The organism is Lignipirellula cremea (genome assembly GCF_056501455.1).
The window spans coordinates 2668480-2694306 of the sequence record NZ_CM151415.1; the positions used below are offsets into that span (position 1 = coordinate 2668480).

The 25827-nt window shown below is 65.3% G+C and carries 17 protein-coding genes; 5 read left to right on the plus strand and 12 right to left on the minus strand.

Annotated features, from left to right (window positions below):
• Positions 1-109: 109 nt before the first annotated feature.
• From SH602x_RS10495 to SH602x_RS10505, 3 genes are all read right to left on the minus strand, one after another.
• Complete coding sequence (locus tag SH602x_RS10495; protein WP_479476743.1) at positions 110-1363, minus strand: SHD1 domain-containing protein; 1254 nt, start codon at positions 1361-1363, stop codon at positions 110-112.
• Between the two features lie 27 nt (positions 1364-1390).
• On the minus strand, positions 1391-3211 hold the full coding sequence (locus SH602x_RS10500; RefSeq protein ID WP_479477104.1) for a polyprenyl synthetase family protein: 1821 nt from the start codon (positions 3209-3211) through the stop codon (positions 1391-1393).
• Positions 3212-3321: 110 nt separating this feature from the next.
• Positions 3322-5244 (minus strand): prenyltransferase/squalene oxidase repeat-containing protein, encoded by a 1923-nt coding sequence (locus SH602x_RS10505; protein ID WP_479476744.1) that lies wholly within the window; start codon positions 5242-5244, stop codon positions 3322-3324.
• A gap of 759 nt (positions 5245-6003) precedes the next feature.
• Between SH602x_RS10505 and SH602x_RS10510 the strand changes: the two genes are divergently transcribed.
• Together SH602x_RS10510 and SH602x_RS10515 are read left to right on the plus strand one after the other, a co-directional pair.
• Complete coding sequence (locus tag SH602x_RS10510) at positions 6004-6186, plus strand: DUF6800 family protein (protein ID WP_479468489.1); 183 nt, start codon at positions 6004-6006, stop codon at positions 6184-6186.
• 209 nt (positions 6187-6395) lie between these two features.
• Positions 6396-7364, plus strand: a complete 969-nt coding sequence (locus SH602x_RS10515; RefSeq protein WP_479476745.1) for a DUF502 domain-containing protein — start codon at positions 6396-6398, stop codon at positions 7362-7364.
• A gap of 7 nt (positions 7365-7371) precedes the next feature.
• Here SH602x_RS10515 and SH602x_RS10520 read toward each other — a convergent pair whose 3' ends face one another.
• Entirely contained in the window at positions 7372-8397 is a 1026-nt protein-coding gene (locus SH602x_RS10520) for a hypothetical protein (RefSeq protein WP_479476746.1), read from the minus strand.
• 338 nt (positions 8398-8735) lie between these two features.
• Between SH602x_RS10520 and SH602x_RS10525 the strand changes: the two genes are divergently transcribed.
• The 3 genes from SH602x_RS10525 (at position 8736) to SH602x_RS10535 (ending at position 14761) form a co-directional block, all read left to right on the plus strand.
• Entirely contained in the window at positions 8736-10820 is a 2085-nt protein-coding gene (locus SH602x_RS10525) for an FAD-dependent oxidoreductase (RefSeq protein ID WP_479476747.1), read from the plus strand.
• A 369-nt stretch (positions 10821-11189) separates the two neighbouring features.
• The gene (locus SH602x_RS10530) at positions 11190-13256 is read left to right on the plus strand and encodes a LamG-like jellyroll fold domain-containing protein (RefSeq protein WP_479476748.1); all 2067 of its coding nucleotides are present in this window, start codon (positions 11190-11192) and stop codon (positions 13254-13256) included.
• A 188-nt stretch (positions 13257-13444) separates the two neighbouring features.
• Positions 13445-14761, plus strand: a complete 1317-nt coding sequence (locus tag SH602x_RS10535) for an MFS transporter (protein WP_479476749.1) — start codon at positions 13445-13447, stop codon at positions 14759-14761.
• A gap of 102 nt (positions 14762-14863) precedes the next feature.
• On the opposite strand, the gene SH602x_RS10540 is transcribed toward SH602x_RS10535, so the two are convergent.
• The 8 genes from SH602x_RS10540 to SH602x_RS10575 form a co-directional block, all read right to left on the minus strand.
• Positions 14864-16330, minus strand: a complete 1467-nt coding sequence (locus tag SH602x_RS10540; RefSeq protein WP_479476750.1) for an arylsulfatase B — start codon at positions 16328-16330, stop codon at positions 14864-14866.
• Positions 16331-16403: 73 nt separating this feature from the next.
• The gene (locus tag SH602x_RS10545) at positions 16404-17348 is read right to left on the minus strand and encodes a hypothetical protein (RefSeq protein ID WP_479476751.1); all 945 of its coding nucleotides are present in this window, start codon (positions 17346-17348) and stop codon (positions 16404-16406) included.
• A gap of 52 nt (positions 17349-17400) precedes the next feature.
• Positions 17401-18843: a YcjF family protein gene (locus tag SH602x_RS10550; RefSeq protein WP_479476752.1), complete on the minus strand. Its 1443-nt coding sequence runs from the start codon at positions 18841-18843 to the stop codon at positions 17401-17403.
• Positions 18844-18952: 109 nt separating this feature from the next.
• Complete coding sequence (locus SH602x_RS10555; RefSeq protein WP_479476753.1) at positions 18953-19141, minus strand: hypothetical protein; 189 nt, start codon at positions 19139-19141, stop codon at positions 18953-18955.
• Positions 19142-19144: 3 nt separating this feature from the next.
• On the minus strand, positions 19145-20710 hold the full coding sequence (locus SH602x_RS10560) for a YcjF family protein (RefSeq protein ID WP_479476754.1): 1566 nt from the start codon (positions 20708-20710) through the stop codon (positions 19145-19147).
• A gap of 172 nt (positions 20711-20882) precedes the next feature.
• Positions 20883-21413 (minus strand): hypothetical protein, encoded by a 531-nt coding sequence (locus SH602x_RS10565; RefSeq protein ID WP_479476755.1) that lies wholly within the window; start codon positions 21411-21413, stop codon positions 20883-20885.
• 132 nt (positions 21414-21545) lie between these two features.
• The gene (locus SH602x_RS10570; RefSeq protein ID WP_479476756.1) at positions 21546-22850 is read right to left on the minus strand and encodes a DUF1501 domain-containing protein; all 1305 of its coding nucleotides are present in this window, start codon (positions 22848-22850) and stop codon (positions 21546-21548) included.
• 222 nt (positions 22851-23072) lie between these two features.
• A complete protein-coding gene (locus SH602x_RS10575; protein ID WP_479476757.1) occupies positions 23073-25808 on the minus strand; it encodes a DUF1549 domain-containing protein in 2736 nt (911 codons plus the stop codon).
• Between the last annotated feature and the right edge of the window lie 19 nt (positions 25809-25827).

The window sequence follows — 25827 nt, forward strand, 5'->3', positions numbered from 1 at the left end:
CCAATCTTCGCGATCTATGAGGCCTTCGTGAGAATTCGCATAGATCGAAACGAAGACTCTTCCGGTCGTCCTGCTCCCGTCATGCGGCGTGTGGCCGTTGTTCCAACACTCATCTCCGAGAATGCTGACGCCGTTCGAGGAACTGTCGATCGTCGTCGGATAGCTTGGTGATGGGCACGTTGACTACATCTCCGTCAGCCTTTCTGAGCACGACGCTATCGGCTACCACGCCAACTAACTCTGCTTGAACGCTAAATTGCCCGTCGGCACTCATCCACCTGCGACTTGCAGAAGCATCAGTATGGGCGTGAGTTGGTGTCGGGACTTTCTCGGCAGAGACAAGGGTTTCGCGGACGGTATCAAGTTCGTCACGAGCACCTTCAAGCTGTGCTCGTATCTCGTTTCGCCATGTCTCCACCCCCTTGTCATTTCCGTCGACAAGATCGCTAAACATATTCCACGTGTATCCGCAAGCGGTGCCGAGATGCAGCTTAAGCGGACTGACCGGCAGGCTGCCGATGAAGGACGACTGATATAGAGCCTTTTGATCTTCGTTGAACTGCCTGGCGAACTCTCCCCACCGACGCATACTTGGAATGTCTTCGGCGTTCGGAGATAGCTTATGGCCAGCATCGTCAAGGCGCCGGACGAGCGATTCGACTTCGCGGATATAGTTCTCAGAACGCTCGATAATCTGCAACTGTCTCGACCGATGCTCCGAAAGGGCGCCTTCACCACCCACAGTGAATCGGACAGACTTGGACGCTGTTCTGCCTAGCGCGCCGTCGCGGACCAAATCTCCGCTCATCCATTCGCCGTTATCCCCCAAGCGCCGGCGAACGCTTTCAGGTTGAACCTTCGCAATGGGAACAGTCACGTCGGCTTCGTAAGAGCCTACTGGCAATCCAGCCGCTGGCCCGAACTTCCCTGATTTGAATGCGCCGACTTTATCGACGGAGCATTTGGACTGGCCAATAAAGCCAACTGGCGATTCTTCGGTAACTGAAAGCATCAGTTCCGTGCCAGGAGGAAGATTCGTCGTGCCTGATAGCCATGCACGATTGTCCGAATCAACAGTCGCGTTCAGCTCGATCGTGACGGCGAAGGATGTGCTTGGCAGGGCGCGGGCTTCAGCAGGCGGCAAACCGTTGGAGGCTTCATCAAGTCCGCTTTCACTATCTTCGGTGGGCTCTATAAGGATTGGCTTCGGTGCGGCCGTGACAGCAGGAGCAGGAGATGGCCTTCGGATCGGACGATCCGAAGGAACAAGAGCTGTCGGAACTACACAAAACCCGCAACAGCACAGGATACAGACGCCTGCTACTGCGATCATCGCTAATAGCCACGCAACGCCCTTCTTCATTTCTTCACTCTCGTCTCATGAAAACAGCTACGCAGTTTCCAGCGTGACGTTCGTCGCGGATGGAGCGGCCTCTTCGCGGTCGAGGACCGTGTCGACGAGGTAGTAGAGGAGCGCGCGGAGGTCTTCGGAGGCGAGCTCGTCGGCGATGGCTTCGGCCCGCTCCTGGTGCTTGTCGACGAGGGCTTGGGCCTTCTCGATGACGCCGGCCTGGCGATAGAGCGCTTGGGCGCGAGAGAGCCGGCTGGCGATCGAGCCGCTGGCAGGGTCGGCCAGCGAGAGAAGTTCCGCCTGCTCCGCGGGGGGAAGGGCTTCGAGGGCGAGCGCCCACAGGACGGTCGGTCGACCGCCGAGCAGATCGCCCCCCTTCTCGACCTTGTTCGTCAGATCGCCGCGGCAGTCCTTCAAGTCGTTCAGAATCTGGAACGCGATGCCCAGGTTCCGCGCGAACTTGCGCAGGGGAGCGTCGAGCTGATCGAGCGGACCGGCCAGACGCGCTCCGACCAGCAGCGCGGCTTCGAACGCGGGCGCCGTCTTCAGGGCGTAGATCTTGAGCGCGTCGAGCGGCGTCAGGCGCTTCTCCAGCGAGTCGCGCCAGACGAGTTCGGCGCCCTGGCCTTCCGACAGCCGGACGTGCGACTCGGCCAGCAGGTCGAGGATCTCCGCCGACATGTCGGGACCGAGCGCCGCGGCTTCGCGACTGACCAGCCGATAGCCCAGGCCGATCAGGTAGTCGCCGACGTTGATCGCGGTGGGGATGCCGAAGCGCCGGTGCATCGTCTCGGCGCCGTAGCGATAGGCGTCGTCGTCTTCGATGTCGTCGTGTACGAGCGAGGCCTTGTGGAACGTCTCGATCGCCAGGGCCGCGCGCTTCGCCGCGTCAGGGAGGTCGCTCAGCGCCTCGGCGCCGTTCGATGACGCGCCCGCTCCGCCGGTCAGCGCGTCGCGCACCGCCAGCGTGATGAAGGGCCGGGCGTACTTGCCCCCTCGCGCGAGGAAGTCGTACGCGATCGCTTCAGTGGCCGCGATCGGATCGAGGGCCGAGAGCCCCTTGCCGTTGACTTCCGAGAGTCGTTTGCCGCCGCGGATTCGCGGAGCGAGCCGGTCGAGTTCTTCGACGTCGAACATGCCGCTGGCCGCGCGCATGAGCGAGAGATAGCTCTTCGTGCGGACGGTGTTCTCGCGCGGCTGGATCTGGATCATCTCCGAGACCCAGTGTTCGTCGACGGACGTGTTCCGGCAGTCGCTCGACAGCAGCGGCACGGCCATGCAGGGGATGCCGGCCAGCAGAATCTTGTCGATCGCCTTTTCGAGCACGTTCAGGCAGGCGACGCCGACGATCGCGTCGACGTAGCCGCTCACGATGATCTTCAGCACGACGGGCGAGCCTTCGGCGACCAGCACCTTGTAGCCCATCTCTTCCGCCATCGTGCGGAAGTCGGCGATGCTGCACGCGCCGCAGGTTTTGCAGTCGAGCCCGAACTGGTCGTAATCCGCCGGGCACCCCTCCGCATGCTTCAGGCAGTGCGGCAGGAGGAACAATCGTCGCGAGGGCGGGATCGACGCGACCTGGTCCTCCCAGAAGGCGGTCGCGAACATCACCATCGTCCAGCCGACGAAGCCCTCGGGCTGACCCTCGCGAGCGAGCAGGTCGCGCACGTGGCGCTCCATCTCGTCCTTGGAGAGGACGCGGGACTTGTCGAGTCCGGCGGCCGTCTCGCGGCACGCGGCGCGCAGGCGCTCGCGCAGGGCGAGCGTGTCGGGGACGAGCTTCAGATGCGACGTCTTGCGGCGACGGGAGACCCGCTTGCCGCTCTTCTCGCCTGTCAGCGTCTCTTCGGTGGATCCCAAGGCCAACGAATCGTCCTCTTGCGTCGATCGAAGAAGCGCCGGTCGTTCAGCGCCTCGAAAGAGGCGCCGGGCCATCCGGGCGCCGCGGACAGGGTTGCATCGAGTCGCCGTCAGGCGGTCGGACCGGCCGGCGAGGAAGGAAAAGCGGCGGGCGTCTCCGCCGACGTTGCGAGCGCCGCCCGCAGTGCGGAGGCGGTCAGGATCGGCGGATAGAGGCTCTCATCATACCATAAACGGGCGAAGTAAAACCCGATCGGGCTCGTCCGTCGGTAACGGCCCGTCGCCGCCAGTTCCGTCAAAAGCGCCGTTCCCGACCGCAGCGACGCCCGGGATTCGGCGTGTCGGGGAAAGGAGGACAGCGCCTCGACCGCCAGCGCGGTCTCTTCGACGCTGCCGACGCAGGGCCATTCGGCGGCGCTCGCCGGTTCGTCTCCCGACCCGTCAGCCACCTGGAGCGACTCCGGTCGAAAGGCGAGCCGCATCGATTCGCCGCCCCCCCAGGAACCATCCGAATGCTGGGAGTCGACGAGGAAGCGAATCGCCCGCGACGCTTCCGGCGCCTGCGCTCTTCCGGCGTCGCGGTAAGCGAGGAGGACCTTCGCCGTGCCGTAGATCGGGTTCTCTTCGTCGGTCCGATCCTGATTGCCGAACCAGAGAGGCGCCCAACTGCCGTCGGCACGCTGCGTCTTCCGCAGGTAGTCCCAGCCGCGTCCGATCGCTGATTCGCGAAACGTCTCCGGCAGCACGTCCCGCCAGGCGTGGAACGCCCGAATCGCGTGAGCGGTCAGGTCCGATCCGCTGCGATCGAAGGGGAGCTTCGTCCAGCCGCGGCAGAACGTCGGCCAGCCGCCGTCGCGGTTCTGCAGTTCGGCCAGCCACTTCAGCCCGGCGGACGCCGCTTCGCGGATTCGCACCCGGTCGGCTTCCTCGATGCGAGAACTGTCGTGGAAGATCTTCAGCGCGAGAAGCGCCGCGGGCGTGTCGTCGGCATCGGGGACGGCGCCCGAGAGATTGGTCCAGCCCCAACCGCCGGGGTCCGCGCCGGTGAAGGGGTGACGTTCGCGATGCTGGCAGGAGAGGATCCAGTCGAGCGTCCGCTTCGGGTCGGTCAGTCCGTCGACGTCCCCCAGCGCCACGATCGCCTGCGTGGTGTTCCACGTCGCCAGGTCGGAATCGATGGGCCAGGTCCCCTCCTCGCGGAACGTCGCGTGCAGGAAGCGGATCCCGGCCAGCGTCACAGGATGATCGGCGCGACCCGTCGCGGCGAGGCTCATCGCGACGAAGCTGGTGAGCGGGATCGCCTCCAGGTAGCCGCCGCTGGCCGGCTGCATCTTCAGCAGGACGCGCAGCGACGGCTCGATCGATCGCTGCCGAATCCACCGCAGGAGCGGGTTCGCCGGCGGCCGATTCAGAAAGACTGCCTGTCCGATCGCCACCAGCGCCGGCACGGCGTAGCTAACTACGGGCAGCTTGGCGAAGCGGTACCAGCGCTGCGGGATGCAGGCCGCTTCGAACGGAAGGGGAGCGACCTCCTTCCAGTCCACGAGTCCCGCGATGGCCGCGTTCGTCAGGATCGGCACGGCGAAGGTTTTGTCCTTGCCGTAGCGTCGGCGGATCCCCTCCGGTCCGCCGCGTTCCTTGACGAAGGCTTCCGCCCGATCCATCGCGTCGCGGTGAGCGTCAGCCTTTCCCGCAATCTCGAAGGCGGAGCGGACGAGCATGGCGGTCGATATGTTCGACCGGGCGTCGGGGCAGTCTCCCCAGCCGCCGTCCTGATTCTGCTGGGCCAGAAGCCACGCGATCGCCTGCTCGACGAGGCTTCGCCCCGCGAGTTTCAACTGCCCAACGCCTTCCTCGGCGTCGGACGCGTGCTTATCGAACAGCGTCAGGGCGCTGACGGCGGTCGCCGTCGCGAGGGCGCTGCTGGAGAGCCGACCCTCGAAATAGCCCCGATCGTTCGCCTCGGCCAGAAGTTGCTGCCGGACGATGCGTCCGGCGGCGGCGAGGTCGACGGTCTCGGGCGCTGCGGTCATACGGAGGGGAGCCAGAGGGTTCGGGCGGGCGGAAGCTGCGGCAGAGCCTCAGTTTACCGCCGCCATGGCCCGTCGAGTTCGTCCCCTCTTCACGGTTGTCGCGGAAAGCGATACCTCAATCGGTGTACGAAAAAGGGCGACGTCGCCTGGCAGGGGCGCGCGGTCGTCGTGGGCCTGTCGCGAGTCGAGGAGCCTAGGATTTCGACTTCGACGCCTGGGCCGGCGCTTATCCCCGCCAGATGAACGATACGCGTGTCCAGGTTCAGGAGGCGACACTTTTCTTTCCGCGCCCGCTCGCCAGAGGCCACGCACTCCTCGGCCGCGCTTCGAGTGCACTTTGCGGTTTGCGATCGCTCCAGGGTGGCGCCGGTTGCCTCAACCGGCGCGGGCGCAGCCCGTCGGAGGCCTCGGAGCGAATTCGGCGCAATATCGCCGGCCAGCTCCGGGAATACGCTTCGACGAGCCCGACTGCGAGGATTCCGACGCGCCACTGAGGCCTCCGATCCGCTGCGCGGACGCTGGTTGAGACAACCAGCGCCACCCTTTCGCCGACGATTTCCGTATCCGTTCGGCGACCTTTCGTGCCGATCTTAGGTCGTAAGGTTCGCACCCCTGTCGAATCGGGGCGATCGTCGCTTGGCAGACCGCCCGGCTGCCGTTAGACTCTTCGATTCGTCGCAATTTCCCCGCGATTTTTGCCGGCGACCGTCTCGTTTCGCGGGACGGGGAGCCGTATTTCGTTTTCAGGAGTCCGTCGCCGTGGCCGGCAGCGAACGTCAGCGTGAGATCCGTCGTCGTCGTCATCGCAAGCAGAAGCTCGGCGTGTTCAAGCGCCGCGCGGAAGGCGCTTCCGAGAGCGAAAAGAAGGTCATGGCGCAGAAGATCCGCAACCTCACGCCGGGCGGCGAGGTCGTGATCGCGAATCTCGGCCTGGAAGGCTGAGACCGTTTCGCGCTGTCTCGAACGCAGCCGCACGCGACGACGCTTCGCGTGCCATTCTCTCGACCGCGTTCGATACTTCTCCGCTCGCCAGCCGATAACTCAGGCGGCGAGCTTCGCCGGAACGCGCGCTACGCGTTCGCCGGGCGTCTTTTCGCGTCGCCAGGACGTATCGCTTCGCAGTGGCGTTCCGCCTAGCAGGGAAGATCGCGGTGGCGAAGAAGAAGAACAAGCAAACGACGCCGACCCTCCTGGCGAAAGATGACGCCGTTTCCGCGTCGGTCTGGAGCACGCGGTTCCCCTTCTTCTACGGCATCTACCTGTTCGTGCGCGCCCGGATCGTGCAGGGGATCTTCCTGATCCTGCCGATCGCGGTGACGTTCTGGATCCTGCACTGGCTCTACAGCGTGTCGCGGGACTACGTGATCGATCCGATCGCGTACTTCGTGACGGTCTACCTGCTGGGCCAGCCGATCTTCCACGCGGCGCCCTCTACCGACGGAGGCGTCGTTACCCGAACGACCGGCCCCGCCACGGGCGACTTCGCGATCACGGCGGGCCAGACGACGCAGGTCGTCACCGATTCGGGCCTGCCGGTCTGGATGGAGAACTTCGTCGCGCCGCTGATCGCGCTCGCGATCGTGTTCTCGGCGCTCTACTTTCTCGGCATGTTCTTTCAGTCGCGACTGCATCAGGCCGTCGACTGGATCCTGCTTCGCGTGCCGGTCGTCACCACGATCTATTCCGCCGTACGGAACGTCGTGGAATCGCTGCAGCAGTCCAAGGGCGATCCGAACACGCGCTTTCAGCGAATCGTGCTCGTCACGTTTCCGCATCCCGGCATCCGCGTCCCGGCGTTCGTGACGTCGAGCTGCATCGACGTGGAAACGGGCAAGACCATCCTCTGCGTCTACGCACCGACGACGCCTCTGCCGACGGCTGGCTACCTGCTGATGGTGCCGGAGGAGGACGTCACCGACCTCGACTGGGACGTGAACGAAACCCTGGCGGCGATCGTATCGGGCGGCATCACCGTGCCGAAGCAGATCCGCTACTGGAGCGCGGAAGAGGTCGCCGCCCAGCGCCGCGCCGCGAACGAGTCGATCGCCCCCCGCCGCGTCATTCAGGGCTCGACCCCTCGTCCCGCCGCTCCGCACGGTCCGAAGCCTACGGACGAGTGAGCGCGAACTACTCCTTCGCCAGCGTCAGCTTCCCGTCGTCGAAGCGGAGGGAGCGGGCGCCGCGAAGCTGATCGTAGAGGACGTGCATCTCCGTAATCGAGTCGAACCAGCCGATCGCGTAGGCGGCCTGGATCTTGTCGCCGGCGGCGTAGGTTCGCCCGCCGATCTCCTGGATCATGCAGACGTAGCCGCGTTCGTGGCACCAGCCTTCGTAAACGTCGGTCGAATCGAGCGTCATACCGGCCAGCCACGGGCCCTGCTCTCCCGACTTCGCATCGCGGGTGCGATAGGCCCGGATCATGCGAGCGGGGATCTGCGACGCATCGGCTGGCCGGCGGTAATGGAATTTCGCCTGCGGCGCGAAGTCCTCGCCTGCGAACTCGCGGGAGGGAACCGGCTCCTTCAGATAGCTCAGGTAGATCTCGCTGAACGTGTCGCCCTGCTTGTGCTTGATATGGCCGGGGAGGTCGGTGCGGAGGAACAGCTCTTCGCCCCCTTCGACCAGCGTGACCTCGTCGCAGGAGAGTACGTACCGTGCGTCGGGCAGGAAGACGATCCGCTGCTTCCAGACGGAGCCCGGCTGGCGACCCGGCGCGGCGACGTTGTAGGCGAACTCCTGTTCGATCGCGACGAAACCTTCGGCTCGGATCACCTTCGGCGAGAGCGCCTCGGCCTCGGTACAGATCTGCGGCCCGTCCATGCAGCGCTTCGGATCGTCGCCGTGCCACGCGTTGCCGGTCTCGTAGATCATCCGCTTGGGGAGCTTGTCGCGATAGGCTTCGTCGCTGCCGGGCGCCATGACCCAGTCGACGATGTCGAGTCCGAAGCCGAGATCGGCCTGGCCCGTCTTCTTGTCGACGAACGTTCCGCCCGCGATGCCGGAGACGTATCCCTTCTTCCGGATCGTCGCCTTCAGCGCGTTCGTTTCGATGCGGATCGCATCGGCGTCTTCTTCGACGCGAATGGCGTCCGCGTCGGGGGGATCGGCGGCGCAAACAACTCCTTCGGAACTCATCCAAATGCCGACGGTCACGCATGACCAAGCGAAGAGACGCACGAAAAGGCGGTTCGGAGATCGTTCGCCGCAATCAAAAAACTGAACTTCAGGAGGGGTGCCACTGGCTCTGCCAGTGCCCGGCCCGATGTCTCGGTCAGCCATGTTGGATGATCCATTCAGCTCCGGCACTGGCGGAGCCAGTGGCACCCGAACATCTTCGGTCATCCGGTCTGCTGAATCGAGTTGGCGGAAAGCGAGGGTCACGAGGCGGGCTCCGGTTGCGAAAAGATTGCGGAAGGCGGATGCTGGGGAGGTTGGCGGTTCCGTTATAGACCCGGTTTTGCGTCCGTTGCGAGCGAAAAGCGGAGCCGTCGATGTCCGACAAATTCGACGCCTTCGACGAAGCCCAGGTCGCGCGGCTGTGCGAGACGTTCGTTCCCGCGCTGCCGAATCTCGCGGAGGACGCCCCGCGGACGCATGCGTTTTCGAGCCGCGACGTCCATCTCGATCGCGAACTGCTGGCCGCGCTCGACCGGGCGGCCTCCCCCATGGCCGTTCGCCGGCTGAAACGCTTTTTCCACGGCATCGAACAGCCCTGGGTCAGCAAGGCGATGGGCGGCCCGTGGAAGGCCTTCTCCGCGATGACGCAGGAGGAACGCGAACGGCTGCTCGTCGCGTTCTCCCACAGTCGGCTGCCCGTCGCGCGGCGACTGTTTCAGGGGCTGAAGCGGCTGTCGCTGTTCCTCGCGTATGGCCTGCCTGAAGAGGGCGCGCCCCATCCGCTTTGGCCGGCGTTCGACTATCCCGGACCGCGTCTGCCGGCGAAGGATGCCTGGGGCGTCGATCCGCGATCGGAAGCGCCCGGTCGAGAGCCGGAGAATCCCACGCCGGTCTGGACGCCGGAGGAGCGGGGCGAGCTCACGGCGGACGTCGTCATCGTCGGCTCAGGCGCGGGGGGCGGCGTCGTCGCCGCGCAGCTCGCGCAGGCCGGCCTCGACGTGCTGGTGATCGAGAAGGGCGAGGCGGCGACCGCCGAGACGTTCCGCGTCCGCGAACTGGCCGGCATGCGGCGCTTCTTCGAAAAGCAGGGCTCGCTGACGACCGGCGATCTGGGGTTGATCGTCCTCGCGGGAAGCGTCCTCGGCGGAGGGACGACCGTCAACTGGCAGACCTCGCTGGCGCCGCCCGATCCGGTGCGCAAGCAATGGGCGACGGAGTACGGATTCGAGGAGGCGATCGACGGCAGGCTCGACGCATCGATCGCCGCCGTGCGCGAGCGGTTGAACATTCAGACGGACGAGAGCCCCGCGAACCGGCAGAACGCCCTGCTCGAAGCGGGCTGCCAGGCGCTCGGGTATCGCTGCGAAGTCATTCCGCGAAACGCGCTGGGATGCCTCGGAGCGAACGGCGACACGCGGGCGAAGTGCGACTTCTGCGGTTTTGGCTGCCCGCATGGCGCCAAGCAGGATACTCGCGTCACGTATCTCGCCGACGCGGTCGCCGCCGGGGCGAGGATCCTCTGCCGGACCGAGGCCGAGCGCCTGCGCTTCGAAGGGAAACGCGCAACGGGTCTCGACGTCGTGATCCATGACGAGTCGGGGAGGCACGTCCGCCGCACGATCCGTGCGAAGTCGTTCGTGCTCTCGGCGGGATCGCTGCATACGCCGACGATCCTCATGCGCAGCGGCTACGCCCATCCGCATCTCGGGACGCTCTATCTTCATCCCACGACCGCCGTGTTCGGTCGCTACGCCGAACCGGTGAAGGCGTGGGAGGGCGTCCCGCAGTCGCGCGTCTGCAACGAGTTCGACGACCTCGACGGTTCCGGCTACGGAGCGCGGATCGAGTGCGCCCCGGCTCACCCCGGTCTGTGGGGCATGAACCTGCCGTGGGAGTCGGCGGCGGCCCATCGACGCCTGATGGAGCAGCTTCCCTACCTCGGCAACCTGATCGTGCTCGGTCGGGACAAGCGGCCCGGGCGCGTCACGCTGGGCGAGGATGGCCAGCCGCTGATCGAGTACCGCCTGCATCGCGACGATGCGCAGACGCTGATGGCGGGCGTCGCCGGCGCGCTCAAGATCAAGCGCGCGGCAGGCGCCGTGGAGGTCTTCGGCCCGCAGGTGAATTGCGGGTCGTACCATCCTTCGACCTCTTCAGGCGAGGAAGCCGGTTTCCAGAGTTACCTCGATCGCGTGCAATCGATCGGCCTGCCGCTCAACGCCTGCGGACTCTACAGCGCCCATCAGATGGGAACCTGTCGGCTGGCTGCCAGTCGCAGCGACGGCCCCGTGCGGCTCGACGGTCGCATGCACGACTTGGCCGACGTCTTCGTGGCGGACGGCTCCCTCCTGCCTACGCCGCCCGGGGTGAACCCGATGCTCTCGATTCTCGGCGTCTCGCACCTGCTCGCCGAGCGTATCGCCGAGAAGCTGCTGGCGCGGCAGCCGGCGACGCGGTGACGCATGCGACGTAAGGCTCGCCTTCGAGGCTGAGAGGTCTTCAGGGGTGGCGCCGGTTGTCTCAACCGGCGCGGGCGCAGCCCGTCGGAGGCCTCAGGAGGCGTTCGTCACGACGCCGTAGCCGTGGATTCCGAATGACGCAGAATAGAACCGGCCGCGGACGAGGAACGTTCGGAGCGAGGCCTCCGATCCGCTTCGCGGACGCCGGTTGAGACAACCGGCGCCACCCGAGACATGCGTTCTCTATCGCATGAGCGAAGGAGCATTTCGATCGATCGAACGGTAGAACGCTTGCGCGATCTTAACGTTCGGTTGGTAGAGTGTGCGGGCTGCCGTTAGCCACCTACCTTTCGTCGTCAAGGAACCTCGATGACCGTTCATCGAACTCCGTTCGCCCGCTTCCTGACAGCGGGCTGCTTCGCCGCTTCGCTCTTCGCGGGGATCGCCTTCGCCCAGGATCCGATCTCGCCGGAAACGCCGTTTCTGATCCACGATCGGCACATGCACTCGCACAACGCGCCGCATCCGACGCAGCCGCAGACGGAGAAGCGCTTCTTCACCACGCGGTCGAGCGACGTGCTGCTGCCGCTGACGGAGGAGGAAGACGCCTTCACGTTCGCCGTGTTCGGCGACCGGACTGGCGGACCGCCTGAGGGGGTGAACATTCTCGCCGACGCGGTTCGCGACACGAACCTGGTCGAGCCCGACATGGTGATGACGGTCGGCGACCTGATCAACGGCTACAACGGTCGCGAAGAGTGGCTCGTCCAGGCTCGCGAATTCAAGGCCATCATGGGCGAGCTCCTCTGCCCCTGGTTTCCGACGTCGGGCAACCACGACATCTACTGGCGCCCGCTGAACGATCCGGACCGCCCCGCGACGGGCGAGCACGAGACCGATTACGAGACCCACTTCGGGCCGCTGTGGTACTCGTTCACGCACAAGAACTGCAACTTCATCGTTCTCTACTCCGACGAGAGCGATCCGGAGACGGGCGAGAAGAACTTCAGCAAGCCGAGCGCTCAGAAGGTCAGCCCCGAGCAGTTCGCCTTCCTGAAGGAAGCGCTCGTTCGCGGGAAGGACTGCGACCACCAGTTCCTGTTCCTGCACCATCCCCGCTGGCTGGCGGGCGGCTACGGGAACGACTGGAACGACAAGGTCCATCCGCTGCTGAAGGAGACCGGCAACGTCACCGCCGTCTTCGCAGGCCATATCCACCACATGCGGTACGATCCGCAGGACGGCATCGAGTACGTGACGCTGGCGACCGTCGGCGGCGGGCAGAGCGGCATCGCTCCGCAGGCCGGCTTCCTGCATCACTGGAACCTGGTCACCGTCCGCAAGAACCAGGTCGCGATGGCCGCCTTCCCCGTCGGCGCCGCGATGAACGTGCGCGAGATCACCGGCAAGCTGCAGGAAGAAGCGGCCGTGCTGGCCAAGTCCAAGCCGAAGATCTACGGCAAGGTGATGATCGGCGAACAGGGCCCCGAGGCGACGACGCTCAAGGTCGAAGTCACCAATCCGAGCAGCCGCCCGATCGACTTCACGCTCACCGCGGGGAGCCGCGACAATCGCTGGACCGTCTCGCCCGATCATCTGCACGGTCGGATTCTGCCGGGCGAGAAGCAGACGCTGGAGTTCGCCGTCGATTATCTGCGCGGCACGGAGTTCGGCGTCGCGTACGACGATCTGATCGTCTCGCTCGGTCAGGATCTGATCGCCGAAACGGCGCGCTACGCGATTCCCGCGACGGAGACCCCTGTCGAAGTCGACTGGAAGTCGATGCCCGCCGCGACGACGACGGGCGGCGTCGACCGGGCGCTGCGGCTGGACGGGATCGACGACGCGCTCCCCGTGCCGTCGAAGGCGTTCGAGCTGCCGCAGGGCCCTTTCACGCTGGAAGCCTGGTTCAAAGCCGACAATTACGGCAATCGCGTCGGCCTGGTCTCCAAGATGGAAGGAAGCGACTACGGCATCTTCGTCTCGCAGGGAACTCCCACGACCAGCGTGCATCTGGGCGACGCCTATCGCTCGGTCGACGGCAAGATCGAAGTTCCGAAAGGCGAGTGGCATCACGTCGCCAGCGTCTACGACGGGCAGTCGGTGGCGCTGTTTCTGGACGGGAAGCTCGTCGACCGCACGAAGGTCGATTCGGGACTGACGCGGACGACGAACGACTTTCCGCTCGTCATCGGCGGCGACACGGCCCGCGACGGGGCGAACTCGTACTTCACCGGTCTGATCGACGAAGTGCGGCTCTCCTCCGATGCTCTGTATGCGGAAGCCTTCTCGCCCGAGCGTCGGCTGACGACGAACGAATCGACCGTGCTGCACTACGACTTCGACGCGTCGCTGGGCAGCCTGACCTTCGATCGCAGCAAGAGCGGAGCCCACGCCAAGCTGATCGGCGGCGCTCGGCTGGTTCCGGTCGAATAGGTTCGAGCATTCTCCGGTAGGCCTGCAGGGTGGGTCATTGACCCACCTTCTCCCTTGCCAGGTCGTAGCCAGGGAAAGGACGAGGCGGGTCAATGACCCGCCCTACGAAGACGCGACCGCGTGCCTAGAATGCGCCGTTGCGTACGTAGGACGTCGCGCGACGGATCGTCCCGCCTCGATTGCATGGCATGTCGAAGCTCGCCGTGATGGGCCGCGCTCTGGTCCATCGCAATTTCCGACTCTACGAATTCGGCCAGGCCGTTTCGTTCGTCGGCACCTGGATGCAGCAGATCGCCCTCGCGTGGCTGGTCTTCGCGCTGACCGAATCGCCCCTGCTGCTCGGCGCGGTCAGCTTCGTCGGTCAGATTCCGACCTTCTTCGTCGCCCCGCTCGGCGGCGTCTTCACCGATCGGCTGGATCGCCGGACGACGCTCTACGTCACGCAGTCCTGTGCGATGCTTCTATCCCTCGTGCTCTTCGCGCTTTCGCTGTCGAACTGGATCCAGGTCTGGCACGTCTTCGTGCTGGCCGCGCTGCAGGGGTTGGTCAACGCGTTCGACATGCCGAACCGCCAGGCCTTCCTGGCCGAAATGCTTCCGAATCGGAAGGACCTGCCCAACGCGATCGCGCTGAACTCGACGGTCGTGAACGGGAGTCGCATGATCGGGCCGTTCCTGGCCGGGCTGGTCATCGCGCTCTGGGGACCGACCGTCTGCTTCGGGATCAACGCGGCGTCGTTCTCAGCCACGATCGGGGCCGCGCTGCTGATGCGGGATCTGCCGGGGCGTCGGATCGTGCCCGGCCTTTCAGTCGGACGGGGGCTGATCGAGGGGTTTCAGTACGCCTTCGGCTTTCGTCCGATCCGCACGATCCTGCTGATGATCGCGCTGGTCAGCATGATGGGCATGCCCCTGTCGACGCTGCTGCCGGTTTATGCGGAGGACATCCTGCAAGGCGGACCGTCGCTGTTCGGCTTCCTCGCGGGCGCGTCGGGCCTGGGGGCGCTGGGAAGCGCGATCTATCTCACATCGCGCGAAAGCGTGCTGGGCCTGGGCTCCAAGATCGTTCGCGCGACGGCGGCGCTCGGCCTGCTGATGATCCTCTTCGCCTGGTCGCAGTGGACGGCGGTCTCGCTGGCGCTGCTCGTCGGGACCGGCTTCTGCATGATGTTTCAGATGGCGGCCAACGCGACGCTGCTGCAGACGATCGTCGACGAAGACAAGCGCGGTCGCGTGATGAGTTTGTACACGACCGCGTTCATGGGGACCGCCCCGATCGGCAGCCTGCTGGCGGGCGCGATCGCGGAACGCTTCGGAGCGCCCTTCGCGCTCACCTTCGGAGGCGTCGCCTGCCTGCTCGGCGCCGCGTATCTGCATCGCGAGCTGCCCGCGATTCGCGAGCAGGTGATGCCGATCTACGCACGCCTGGGCATCGTCCCGCTCCCCATCGCCGTCGGCGCCGAGACCGCCGCGGAGTTGAGCTCCCCGCCGCAGCGGGCTAGTTAGTGCGTGTCGCACTCACCTGTAGCGTTCCCGGCGATCTGAATCGCCGCGTAACCAGCGCACAGGCCGCTACCGTTTCGCGAGACGCGATCTTGAGGCGAGCGACTACTTCCCCGTCAATTCGCCCCAGACCTTCTGTTGCGGGACCGGCTTGATGCCGGCCAGATCGAGCGCCGGGACGGACTCCGCGAGGTAACGGTCGTACCGGGCGACCAGGTCGGCGACGATCTTCGGATGCTGGTCGGCGACGTTCACCTTCTCGCCGACGTCGCTCGCCAGGTCGTAGAGCTCGAGGCGGCGACCGTCGGAGGGGGCTGCGTTCGGCTGACCTGCTTGTCGCCCCGGCCGGTTCGCTCCCCCTCGTCCGCGTCGCGGCCCGTTCGCGGGTTCATAGACGATCAACTTCCAGTCGTCCTTCCGCAGGGCGCCGCGGTCCTTTTCCGCGTTGATCAGGATCACTTCGTGGGGCGAGGCCGCGTGCTCCGCGATGCAGGGCCAGACGTCGCGACCATCCAGCGGTAGCTGGCGTGCGCCAGTCGGCAGCTTCTGTTCGACGTTTCCGCCCGCGAGTTTCAGCAGCGTGGGATAGAGATCGACGACGTGCATCGGGGCGGCGACGCGCGTGCCTGGCTCGACCTGCCCCTTCCAACTGATCGCGGCGCACGACCGGACGCCCCCTTCGTAGAGCGTCCCCTTCCCCGCCCGGAACTGGCCGTTGTCGGTTACGTTGCCCGGGTTCGGTCCGCCGTTATCGGTCGAGAAGAGATAGATCACGTTCTGATCGAAGCCGCGCTGGGCGAAGGCCTCTCGAACGCGACCGATCGACTCGTCCACCACGTCGAGCATGGCCGCCATCTTCGCGCGGCCGGGCGGCTTGAGATGGGCATACTTCGCCAGCCGGTCCTCCGGCGCCTGCATCGGCGAGTGGACGCCGTTGAACGGCAGATACAGAAACAGCGGCTTCGACGCGTCGGCCTTCTCGACGATCCGCACGGCTTCGTCCGCGAGGAGGGTCGTGGCGTAGCCTTCGTCCCGGCTGGTCTTTTCGTCGCGGTGCCAGTCGAAGCCGCCGTCACGTTCGTGCGTGAAGTAATCGAGGGCGCCGTTGTAGTGACCGTAGTGCGTGTCGAACCCGCGCCGCGTCGGCAGCCACTGCGGATCATGGAAGCCGAGATGCCACTTGCCGACGATGGCCGTGGCGTAGCCGAGCTCCTTCAGCGCCTGGGCGAGCGTCTTCTCCTCGACCGGCAGGCTGAACGGCTCGGTCGGATTGATGACGCCCGTCTGCAGGCCGTAGCGAATCGGATAACGCCCCGTCAAAAACGCCGCCCGCGTCGGGGTGCAGACCGGCATGACGTAGAACTGCTCCAGGATCGCCCCCTCCTTCGCGATCGCGTCGATGTTCGGCGTCGCGATCTGCGTCCCGCCCGTGAACCCGACGTCATGCGAGCCCAGGTCGTCGACCAGGAAGAAGCAGATATGCGGCGGCTTCGATTCTGCGGCGAATACGTGGAACGCCAGAGCGAGCGATGCGACGAGAGACAGGACCAAAGCAGCGGGCATTCGAGACATGGCACGGTCCGGCGAAGAAGGGAAAGGCGGCGTCCTCACCAGTCTAAGTCAATGCTGTCATCGGCGATCAGCATCAAGTGTCGTAGACGAGGAGCGTCGCGACTTTCGCCGCTTTGGGACCGACAGGCGCAAAGCGCTTCGCTGTGGCCGCCAACGATCCCTTCGGAGCTCGAAAAGTCGTGACTACGGTGGCGCCGATTTCCTCGGCCAGCACGTTTGCCGCGTTGCGGAAGCTCCCGCCGGTTCCTGGTTCCTGCCAATGAGTCGCCATCAGAACGTACTCCGGCGTCGGTGCAGTCGTCGCCACCTGGCGCAAATGCTCTCGAACTGCGATTCTAATTTCGTCGCGGAGGTTCGCGAACGACCGTTGAGAAAAGGGGACGGCGTCGGCACAGACGAGGCCGAGGAAGGCTCCTACTGAAGTCGAGGCCAGGCGACCCGTAGCAAGTTCGGGAGGCACCGCTCCGCGGAGCGCGCATAGCCTTGAGCCGACCAACGTCCCCGCCTCACCCGGAGCGGGATAGAGTTTGACTGCGGTGTTGGCGACTGAAAGCTGAGTCTCGCCCTGATGGTGGACGACCGTCTGTAGCGGCGTCGACTCACCAGGTACGCATCCGTCGATCCCCACGAGCCACTCGCGGTCGCTTGGACTGCACTGCGAGAGCGCCGCTTGGAGTTTCGCGAGGCCTTGTTGGAGCGAGGACAACTCCGCTTCCAATGATTCGACGTAGGTCGTGATGGTTCCGGCAGGACTAACGATGACTGCGGGAGACGGTCCGATGAAGGCCTCTACCTCTCGGAAAAAGTCGCGTTGATAGCGGAAGTTCGACCAGTGTTCGCAACTACCGCGATCGCCGTCGAGCACGATCCGAACTACGTCCGCGGACTCGACGGTCTGCTCGTCGCCGTCAAGCCATTGGCACCGAATGGGTCTCGGCGACCAGCCATGGAAGGGATCGTCGTCGCGAGGCTCTTGGTGCTGAACGAGTGCACTCGCGTTGCCTGTCGTCTTAGCCATCGTTCGAACGTCCTCCGCTACGTCTACGCAACCATCGTCTGTCTCAGCTTCCTTACTTCTTCTCGTCGATCTTCTCGCCGAAGAACCCGGTCTGGGGCCGCGCATGCCGATTGCGGTCGACCTTGGCGAGGATCTCTTTCTTGAGACGCGAGAGGACTCCGGCACGGTCGGTCTGGTCGAGGATCCGGCGGACGGTCGCCTTGGGGCCTTCCGCGCCCCAATCGCCGCCATGCTCGAAGTATTCCTTCGCGGCCTGGCCGACGATGTAGGAGCTGAACGCGGCGATGGCGCCCTGAGGCGCGGCGGTGAAGGGCGTGGCCCAGCCGAGCGTCGTCGCCTTGAGCAGGCCGATCGCGATGTGCGAGGCGATCTCGCTCGCGGTCACGGCGCCGACCGCGACGCTCAGGCTGGCGACCAGCTTCTGCGCGTTCTTCAGATTCATCGGCAGGCCGTAGATCCGGCTCAGCCAGACGATCATCGTGGCGTCGACGCCGACGCCGGCGATGATGTCGACGCCCGGCACCGGGTTGAAGGCGACCGCGGCGCCCTTGGTGACGGCGCAGCTCCAGATCGCCGCGTTCGCGCGGGTCTCCCGCAGGCGGACCTTCGTCGCCGTGATCCGATCGTCATGGTCGGAGGCGTACATCGCCGCGTTGACCGCGATCAGCGCCTTCCCTTCGCGTTCCAGGATTTCCAGGATCCGCCGCTTGAGTTCGACGATCTGCGGCTGGGGCTTGCGCCACTCGCTCCGTTCGCTGCCGTCGGGCGCCTGGATGACGTACTCCTTCTCCCGCGGGTCGGCGGAGCAGAGGAGAAAATCCTCCGGCCCGATCAGCTCCTTCAGCCGATCGTCGCGGAGCGTTTCGATCAGCCGTTCGAGCTGCTTGGGCGAGTAGAGATCGACCTTGTTCAGGACGAACAGCACGGGCTTCGACGCGCTGACGATTTCCAGCAGCGCGTTCCACTCCACGTCGTTCAAATCGGAGTCGCTGACGAACAGGACGATGTCGGCGCGGGCGACCGCCTCGACGGCCATGTCGCCGCGACTGGCGCCGCGGACCTCGTTCAGCCCGGGCGTATCGACCAGTACCAGTTCGGACGTTCCGAGACCCGGGACGCGATAGCCGACGCCGTCCCAGGCGACGCCCCAGACTTCCTTGGTCCAGCCGCCGCGAACGTCGACGGAGGTGACTTCGCGACCGATCAGGGCGTTGATGAGCGCCGACTTGCCGGTCGAGATCTCTCCGAAGACGGCGATTTCGACGCGGCCCGTCTCGAGCTTTTTGATCATCTGCTCGATCTTGCCGAAGCTGTCGAGCAGGGCCTCGCGTTCCGCGTCGCTGCAGCCGCGCAGATTCGACAGCGTCTTCTTCAGCGCCTTGTTCGCGTCGCGGAACCCCGGATCGTCCGAGACGATTTTCGGATCGACGATCGGCTCGTCGAGCGCAACCGGGCGATCGGCGTCCGGGTCGGTAGATTCTTCGGAGAGGGTCATGCGCGGTTCGTATCAGTCCTGTAGGTCAGGCATCGCCTGACGGCTACTTCAGTAAGTCTTGCAGTCTTGTAAATCAGGCATCGCCTGGCAGCGAAGCATGGTCGGACATTCAGGCGAAGTTCCACAGGATGACCACCAGCCCGACGCACACGACCACCGCGATAACGATGCTGACCGCGAAGATAACCGCGATTTCGCCGCCGGTGCGGGTCGCCATGTAGCGTCCGCAGTGGGGGCAGATCGAGAAGGCTTTCCCCTGCATCGAACGTCCGCAGCCGAGGCAGTTTTCGCCCGCCATCGCTCAGGCCTCCGTCTTCTGGGTCGGAAGCTTTTCGCGCGCGACGGTCCAGAGTTTCCTGAGTTCGGCGACGGTGGTGAGCTTCTCCCATTCCTTTCGGGCGATGCCGGCGAGGCCTCCCTCGGGCAGCTTCATCTTGTGCTTGAAGTACTCGATCAGGACGTAGCCGACCCAGCGGGTGACCAGCGCGTTGGCGAGGAACTGCAGCGAGGCGCCGGCGACGGTGCCGACGCCGGGGACAGTCTTGAACATCGAGCCGACGGCGCTCGCCGCGATCGGGGCGCCAGCGGAGAGACCCAGATTCAGGATCAGGATCTTCCCCATCTGGGTCAGCAGGCGCTTGGCGTCTTCGTAGTCGAATTTCTGGTCGTACAGCTTGGCCAGTTCCATCGCCATCCGCACGTTGATCGCGGCGCCGGCGACCAGATCGAGCGCGGGCGAAGGGACCGCCGCGGCCGCGCTCGCCGCGCCCCACATGTGCATGTCGACGATCCGCCGGGCCTTCTTGTCGAGGGCGAGTTCGGCTTCGACCTCCGCCTCCTGCACGAGACGCCGAGACTGACCGAGCACGTTCTCCGTGCGCAGGCGCTCGCCGTCCTCGCGGACGATTCGCTCCAGCCGCTTCGTCAGCGCGGCGATGTCGGGCGCCACGACGACCTGTTCGTCGATTTCGGATCCGTCGGCCAGCAGTCGCGTACGCGTGCGATTCGTCGGCTGCGAGCGGACGAAGAGGATCTCCCCCGGCTTCACGGTCTGGCCCGACTGCTCGGCGATCTGGCTCCTGAGTTTTTCCTGGTCGGAGGGCGAGTACCAGTCGGACTTGTTCACGCAGACGAGGATCCGCTTCTCCATCTCCGCCAGGCGCTCGCTCAGGCGGACCTCCGTCTGCCGGAGCGGTCCGTCGACGACCAGCAGGACGACGTCGGCGTTCTTCGCCGCCTCGGTCGAATGACGGACATGAGCCGCGCCGTCGATCTCTCCCAGGCCGGGCGTATCGACGAGCCAGGTCTCCGCGACGCCGGGCAGAGGGATCTCGTTCCGCGTGACGGTCGTTCCGCCCCGGGCGTCGACTGCGAAGAGGTCCTTCCCCGCGAGGAGATTCAAAAGCGACGACTTGCCGCTGCTGATCGAACCGAACGCGACGATCTCCAGCTTCTTCAGTTCCCGCCGGCTCGCGAGCGCCTTTTCCTTTTCCGCCACGACGGCGAGCGTCTTTTCGTCGAGGGCCTTCTTCTCGCGCAGGGCCGTCATGCGGCGTTCGTTGTCGTCGATCTGGCGATTCAGTTCGTCGAGCGACAGAGCGCTCGGGTTCTGATTCTGCTGTTCCCGGCGGAGGTTCCCCTCCCGGCTGCGGGCCAGCAGCTTCCACAGAAGGGCGGTGACGCCGCCGACGAGAGCGCCTGCCGCGACGATCAGGGCGACGACGTACGACCAGAACCAGCCCGGCCCCAGTTCCCGCGCCCGGTCGAGGCTCTCCACCAGCGCGGGCAACTGCCAGAGCGCAAGCCCCCCCGCCAGCGCCGCCAGGACGCATGCGACGATCGAGATTTCGAGACGGGGGTAACGCATCAAGGGACCAGATCGGGGACCGGCGAAGAGGGCGGCCACTTCTCCGTTCGCGGCGGACGCCCATTTATTCTAGGCGGCCCGCTGGATCCTGAAATGAAGCGACCTCCCGGCGAAAGTTCGCAGGAGGTCGTTCGAGGGCCGAAAAGGCCGGATGGGGCGAGCGATCCGAAGATCACTCCTTGTTCGCGGGCTTCTTCTTCAGCGAGGCGAGCTGCTCGGGCGTCAGCAGGGCCCGGAACTTTTCGCGGAAATCGTTCGTGATCGCGGTCTGCTTCTCCATCGCGGCCTTCTGCTCGGCGGTGAGCTTCAGCGCTTCCTGCACGGCCTTGGCCGCCTTGTCGCCCTTCAGACCGTCAGCCTTGGCCTTCGCCTGGGCCGCCTTACGGGCTTCCTGCTGCTCCGGGGTGAGCTTCACGCCCTGCATGGCTTCGCGATACTTCGGCTGCAGTTCGGCGACGAGCGCGTCGACTTTGGCCTTCTGATCGGCGGTCAGGTCGACCTTCGATTCGATCGGCTTGACGACGCCGCGAAGCTGCGGACCCTTCGTCAGGTCGGCTTCTTTCTTCTTCTTGGCCGGCTTGTCGCCCTCCTTAGCCTTGGCGGCCGGTTTGTCGCCCTCCTTTTTGGGAGCGGCGGGGTCGTCCGCCAGAACCGGAAGGGCGAAGGCGAAGGCGAGCGAGATCGAGAGCAGCGTGCGAATCATAGCGAGCGAAACTCCGAGAAGCGGAAACCTGCTTCGGCGGTCGGTCCCTTGCCGACGAAGCTTGCGTGGAGAGATGACGAACAGGTCGGACGACCGTCATGGACGTCCGGATGCGTGCGGGATAGTCAGCTACTAGCTGAAGAGTTGATTCAGGACCTTGCCGTCGCGGACCAGGGTGATCGGACGACCCGATTCGGTCTGGTACTCGGTCGACGGATCGATGCCGAGGTTGGCGTAGAACGTCGCGGCGACGTCGTCGGGCGTGATCGCCTCGTGACGCGGCATCGAGGCGTTGTCGTCGCTTTCGCCGACGACCTGGCCGCCGCGGACTCGCCCGCCGGCCGCCAACATGAACATACATCGCGGATAGTGATCGCGCCCCCCTTCGGCGCTGCGCGTGTTGATTTTGGGGGTTCGTCCGAATTCGCCGGTCACGAGGACCGCCGTCTCCGACAGCAGGCCCCGCTCTTCCAGCCCGGTGAAGAGTCCCGCGAGACCGGCGTCGAGCTTCGGCAGCAGGTTGGTCTTCAGCCGCGTCCAGTTGTCCTGGTGAGTGTCCCAGCCGCCGAGGTTGAGCGTCACGAACTTCACGCCTGCCTCGACCAGCCGGATGGCGAGCATGCAGGAGAGGCCGAACGAGTCGGTCCCGAACCGTTGGGCGAACGCGGGCGATTCCTTGCTCACGTCGAACGCCTCGCGTGCGGCGCTGGAGGTCAGGATCTCGTTCGCCTGCTGCGAGAACCGGTCGAGGCCCGTCAGCAGCGAATCCTGCTTCTCCGCCTGGGCGAAGGTCTGATCCAGCTTCTGCAGGAGCGACGTGCGGCGCTCGATCTCTTCGACGGTCAGCGACTTCGACAGCGAGATGCCGCGTACCGAGAAGGGCTGGCCCGCGCGGGGCGCCGAGTTCGTGTTGAAGGGAGCGTATTGGATGCCGAGGAAACCCGACTTCTGCGGACTGCTCGGAATCGCCACGAACGGGGGCAGGTCGGTCGGCGGCGTGGTCTCCTTCGTGAAGACGGCGCCGTAGCCGGGGTATTCGAGGGAGGCGAGCGGACGGCTGCCCGTGTTGACGTACTCCGATCCCAACGCATGCGCGGCGAGCGTATGCGAGACGCCGCGAAGGATGGCGTACTTGTCGGCGCACTTCGCCAGGTTCGGCAGGTGCTCGCTGATCCGGATGCCTGGGACGTTGGTGTCGATCGGGTTGAACGAGCCGCGATATTCGGCCGCGGCTTCGGGCTTCAGGTCGAACGTATCGAGGTGGCTGGGACCGCCGGCGAGGTTGATGAAGATGCCCGCCTTGGCGCCGCGGTCGTTCGTCTCGCCCGCATGGGACATGCGGAGGTAGCTGGCCAGCGACAGTCCGCCGACGCCCAGAGCGCCCGCTCGAAGAAAGTCGCGACGGGTCGCTCCGTCGCACGTGCGGTTGGTCGCCATCGTATTCGTCCTTGTGAAGCGTTCGGCTGAGAAGGTGACGGAGTGCGTCGAAGCGATTCGTCGCGTCAGGTCTGGCTCTTCCCGGGTGGCACTGGCTCTGCCAGTGTCGAACCCTGGATTTGCTGTCTAAGTAGGCGGATCGAAATCAGATTCCTCACTGGCAGAGCCAGCGCCACCCGAAGGAGCGGATGAAGTCGATCGACCGGACGTTTCGTTCCGTCGTCAATGATTGACGATGAATTCCTTGGTGTTGATCAGGGCCCAGAGCAGGCCGCGGACGCCTTCGCCCGGGTTGGCGGACTCGGCGATGTACTCGCGAGAGACCGTCCGCTCGTCGTCGCTGGGGTAGCGGCTGAGCGTGCGGAGATAGGCGACTTCAATCGTCCGTTCGAGCTCGTCCGCGACGGTCGACTTCGCCGCTTCGGTCTGCTGCTGTCGGCTGGCCCCGAGCGCCGCGATCTGATCCTCGCAGCGTTCGACCTGAGCGCGAGCGCGTTTGATCTTGGCCGGCTCGTTCTGGCGTTGAGCCGCACGCAGCGCCTTCTTCGCCTTGTCGAGTTGCGTCTCGAAGTTCGCGAGTTTTCGACGTTCGCCCGCGCGGGCGCCTTCGTCGGCGCTGGCGATGCCCCAGCGCTTTTCGAGTTCGCTGATCCAGCCCCCCTTCTGATCGATCATGGCCAGGGCTTCCTGATCGTTCTGCAGGAAGCAGGTCTGGAGCAGGTTCGGTTCGGCCGAGCGATCGCAGTCGCAGTTCTGTTCGCGGAGCGACTTGCCGAAGACGGAGAGCGCGAACGCGCTCGCCTTCGAGTCGCCGCCGTTCTGAACGCCGGCGAAGGAGATCGCCCGCTTATCGAGATCCTGCGCCGTTTCGTTCCGCACGTCGTCGCTGAGCGAGGCGAGATAGACCGCGTCGTACGCCGCTTCGGCCGGCAGGCGTCGCAGGACGGCATGGCTGAAGTTGCGTTCGTCCAGCAGGTTGGTCTCGTTCGTTTCCCAGCTTCGCTGGTAGGTGTCCGAGTTGCAGATCTCCCGGTGGAGCCACTTCAGGTCGAAGGCGTTCTGCACGAACCCCGTCGCCAGGTGATCGAGGATCGCCGCGTTGCTCGGCGGATTGGCCAGGTTCAGATCGTCCGCCGGTTCGACCAGCCCGCGGTGGAAGTAGTTCGCCCAGATGCGGTTGGCGATCGACTTGGCGAAGTAGGGGTTCGCCGGATCGCGAAGCCATTCCATCACCGGCTGCCGGGGGTCGTCGACCTTGTCCAGATCGATGACTTCGCCGCCGAGCATTCGCGCCTGCGACAGCTTCGGATCGGGCTTCCGTTCGCGAACGTTCTTTCCCTTCTTGTCCTTGCGGGAAGCGGTCACCTGCTTGATCGGATCGATGCCGATGTAGGGAATCGGAACCACGTTCCCCGCGGCGAGCGCTTCGGGGAGCTTCTTCTGCAGTTCGTTCCCCCGGAGCTTTCCGGGCTCGAAGCCGGCTTCCGTCAGGATCTCTTCGTAGACCGGCTTGAGAGGGCCAGCGCCGCTGGTGCGGTAGTTCACTCGCTCGAAGAACTTCGTGAATTCCTCGAAGTCGTCCTTCGACCACTGGTCGAACGGATGCTTGTGGCACTGGGCGCACTGGATGCGGATGCCGAGGAACGAGTAGGCGACGGCGATCGTCTTGTCCTCTTTCGCCCGGACGTTCTGCCGCGCCCAGAAGTAGGGCATCGACTCCTGGTCTTCGAAGCTCGATTGAGGATCGTCGCGATAGAGCGCGCTCGCGTCGGCGCACCAGTCGCGGTATTCCTGTTCGCCGTCGATGGCGTCGGCGACCAGGATCTCTTCGACCATCCGATCGTACGGAGCGTTCTCCCGCAGCCGCGCGGCGAGCCAGTCGTACCATTCCTTCGACGACTTCGCGCGCTGCAGGGTGTTGTTGAGCTGCCGATCGTTGTTGCCGGTCCAGTCGGAGAACTTCGTCGCCCACCAGGCGGCGTACTCCGGCGTCTCCAGCAGTTCGTCGATCTTCTTCTGACGCTTGTCAGAGGACGCGTCGGCGAGGAACGTTTCCACCTCGGAGGTCGACGGCAGGGTGCCCGTCAGGTCGAGCCGCACGCGGCGCAGGAACGTCGCGTCGTCGCAGACGTCAGAGGGGACGACGCCGACCTTCTTCAGTTTCTCGATCGCCAGTTCGTCGATCTTGGTGCTCGCGGCGACCTCAGGATACTTTTCGCCGACGAGGTCGCTCATCGCCATCATCGTGGGGATCGGGACGACTGCCTTGTCGTAGAACACGACCACATGCGTATCGCCCTTGCCGGCGCTGGTCACGGCGCCCTGGGCGTCGATCGTCGCGACCGATTCGTCGTTGGTCTGGAAGCGGCAGAGCGCGGTGACGTCTTCCCGCGAACCGTCTTCCCAGACGGCGACCGCCTTGAGCGATCGGGTTTCGCCCGGCTGGTCGAAGATCAGTTCCGGCGGCTCGACGGTCAGTTCGACGAGCTTCTCGACGTCGTCCTTGTCGAAGGGAGCGCCTCCTTCGATCCAGCGGAGCAGCACGCGCTGTTCCCAGCCGCCCGCTTCGAAGCGCTTGCCCCCTTCGTGCAGGCTTTCGTCGGTCGGCTTGGTGACGATCAGGCTCTCTTCGGGCAGATCGACGAGGACGCGACCCGCGTTGTCGTCCATCAGCGCCGAATGGTCGGCCTGGAAGTCATAGCCGAACAGGGAGAGCTGGAATCCGCCGCGACCCTGGAACGAGCCGTGACAGGCGCGTCCGTTGCAGCCCAGGCGTCCCATCATCGGCAGCACGTGGCGCTGCATGCTGGGGACTTCGTCGACGTCCTCGGCGGCGAACCGTTCGTAGATCGGCGCCAGGATTTCGGCGTTCTCGTCGGCCTGAACCGAGCGAAAGACGCTCGGCCCGACGACGGCGAAGGCGAGCAGGGCGGCGAGAGCGGCGAGTTTTCGGGTCACGTTCGGCGAGCCTCCATGA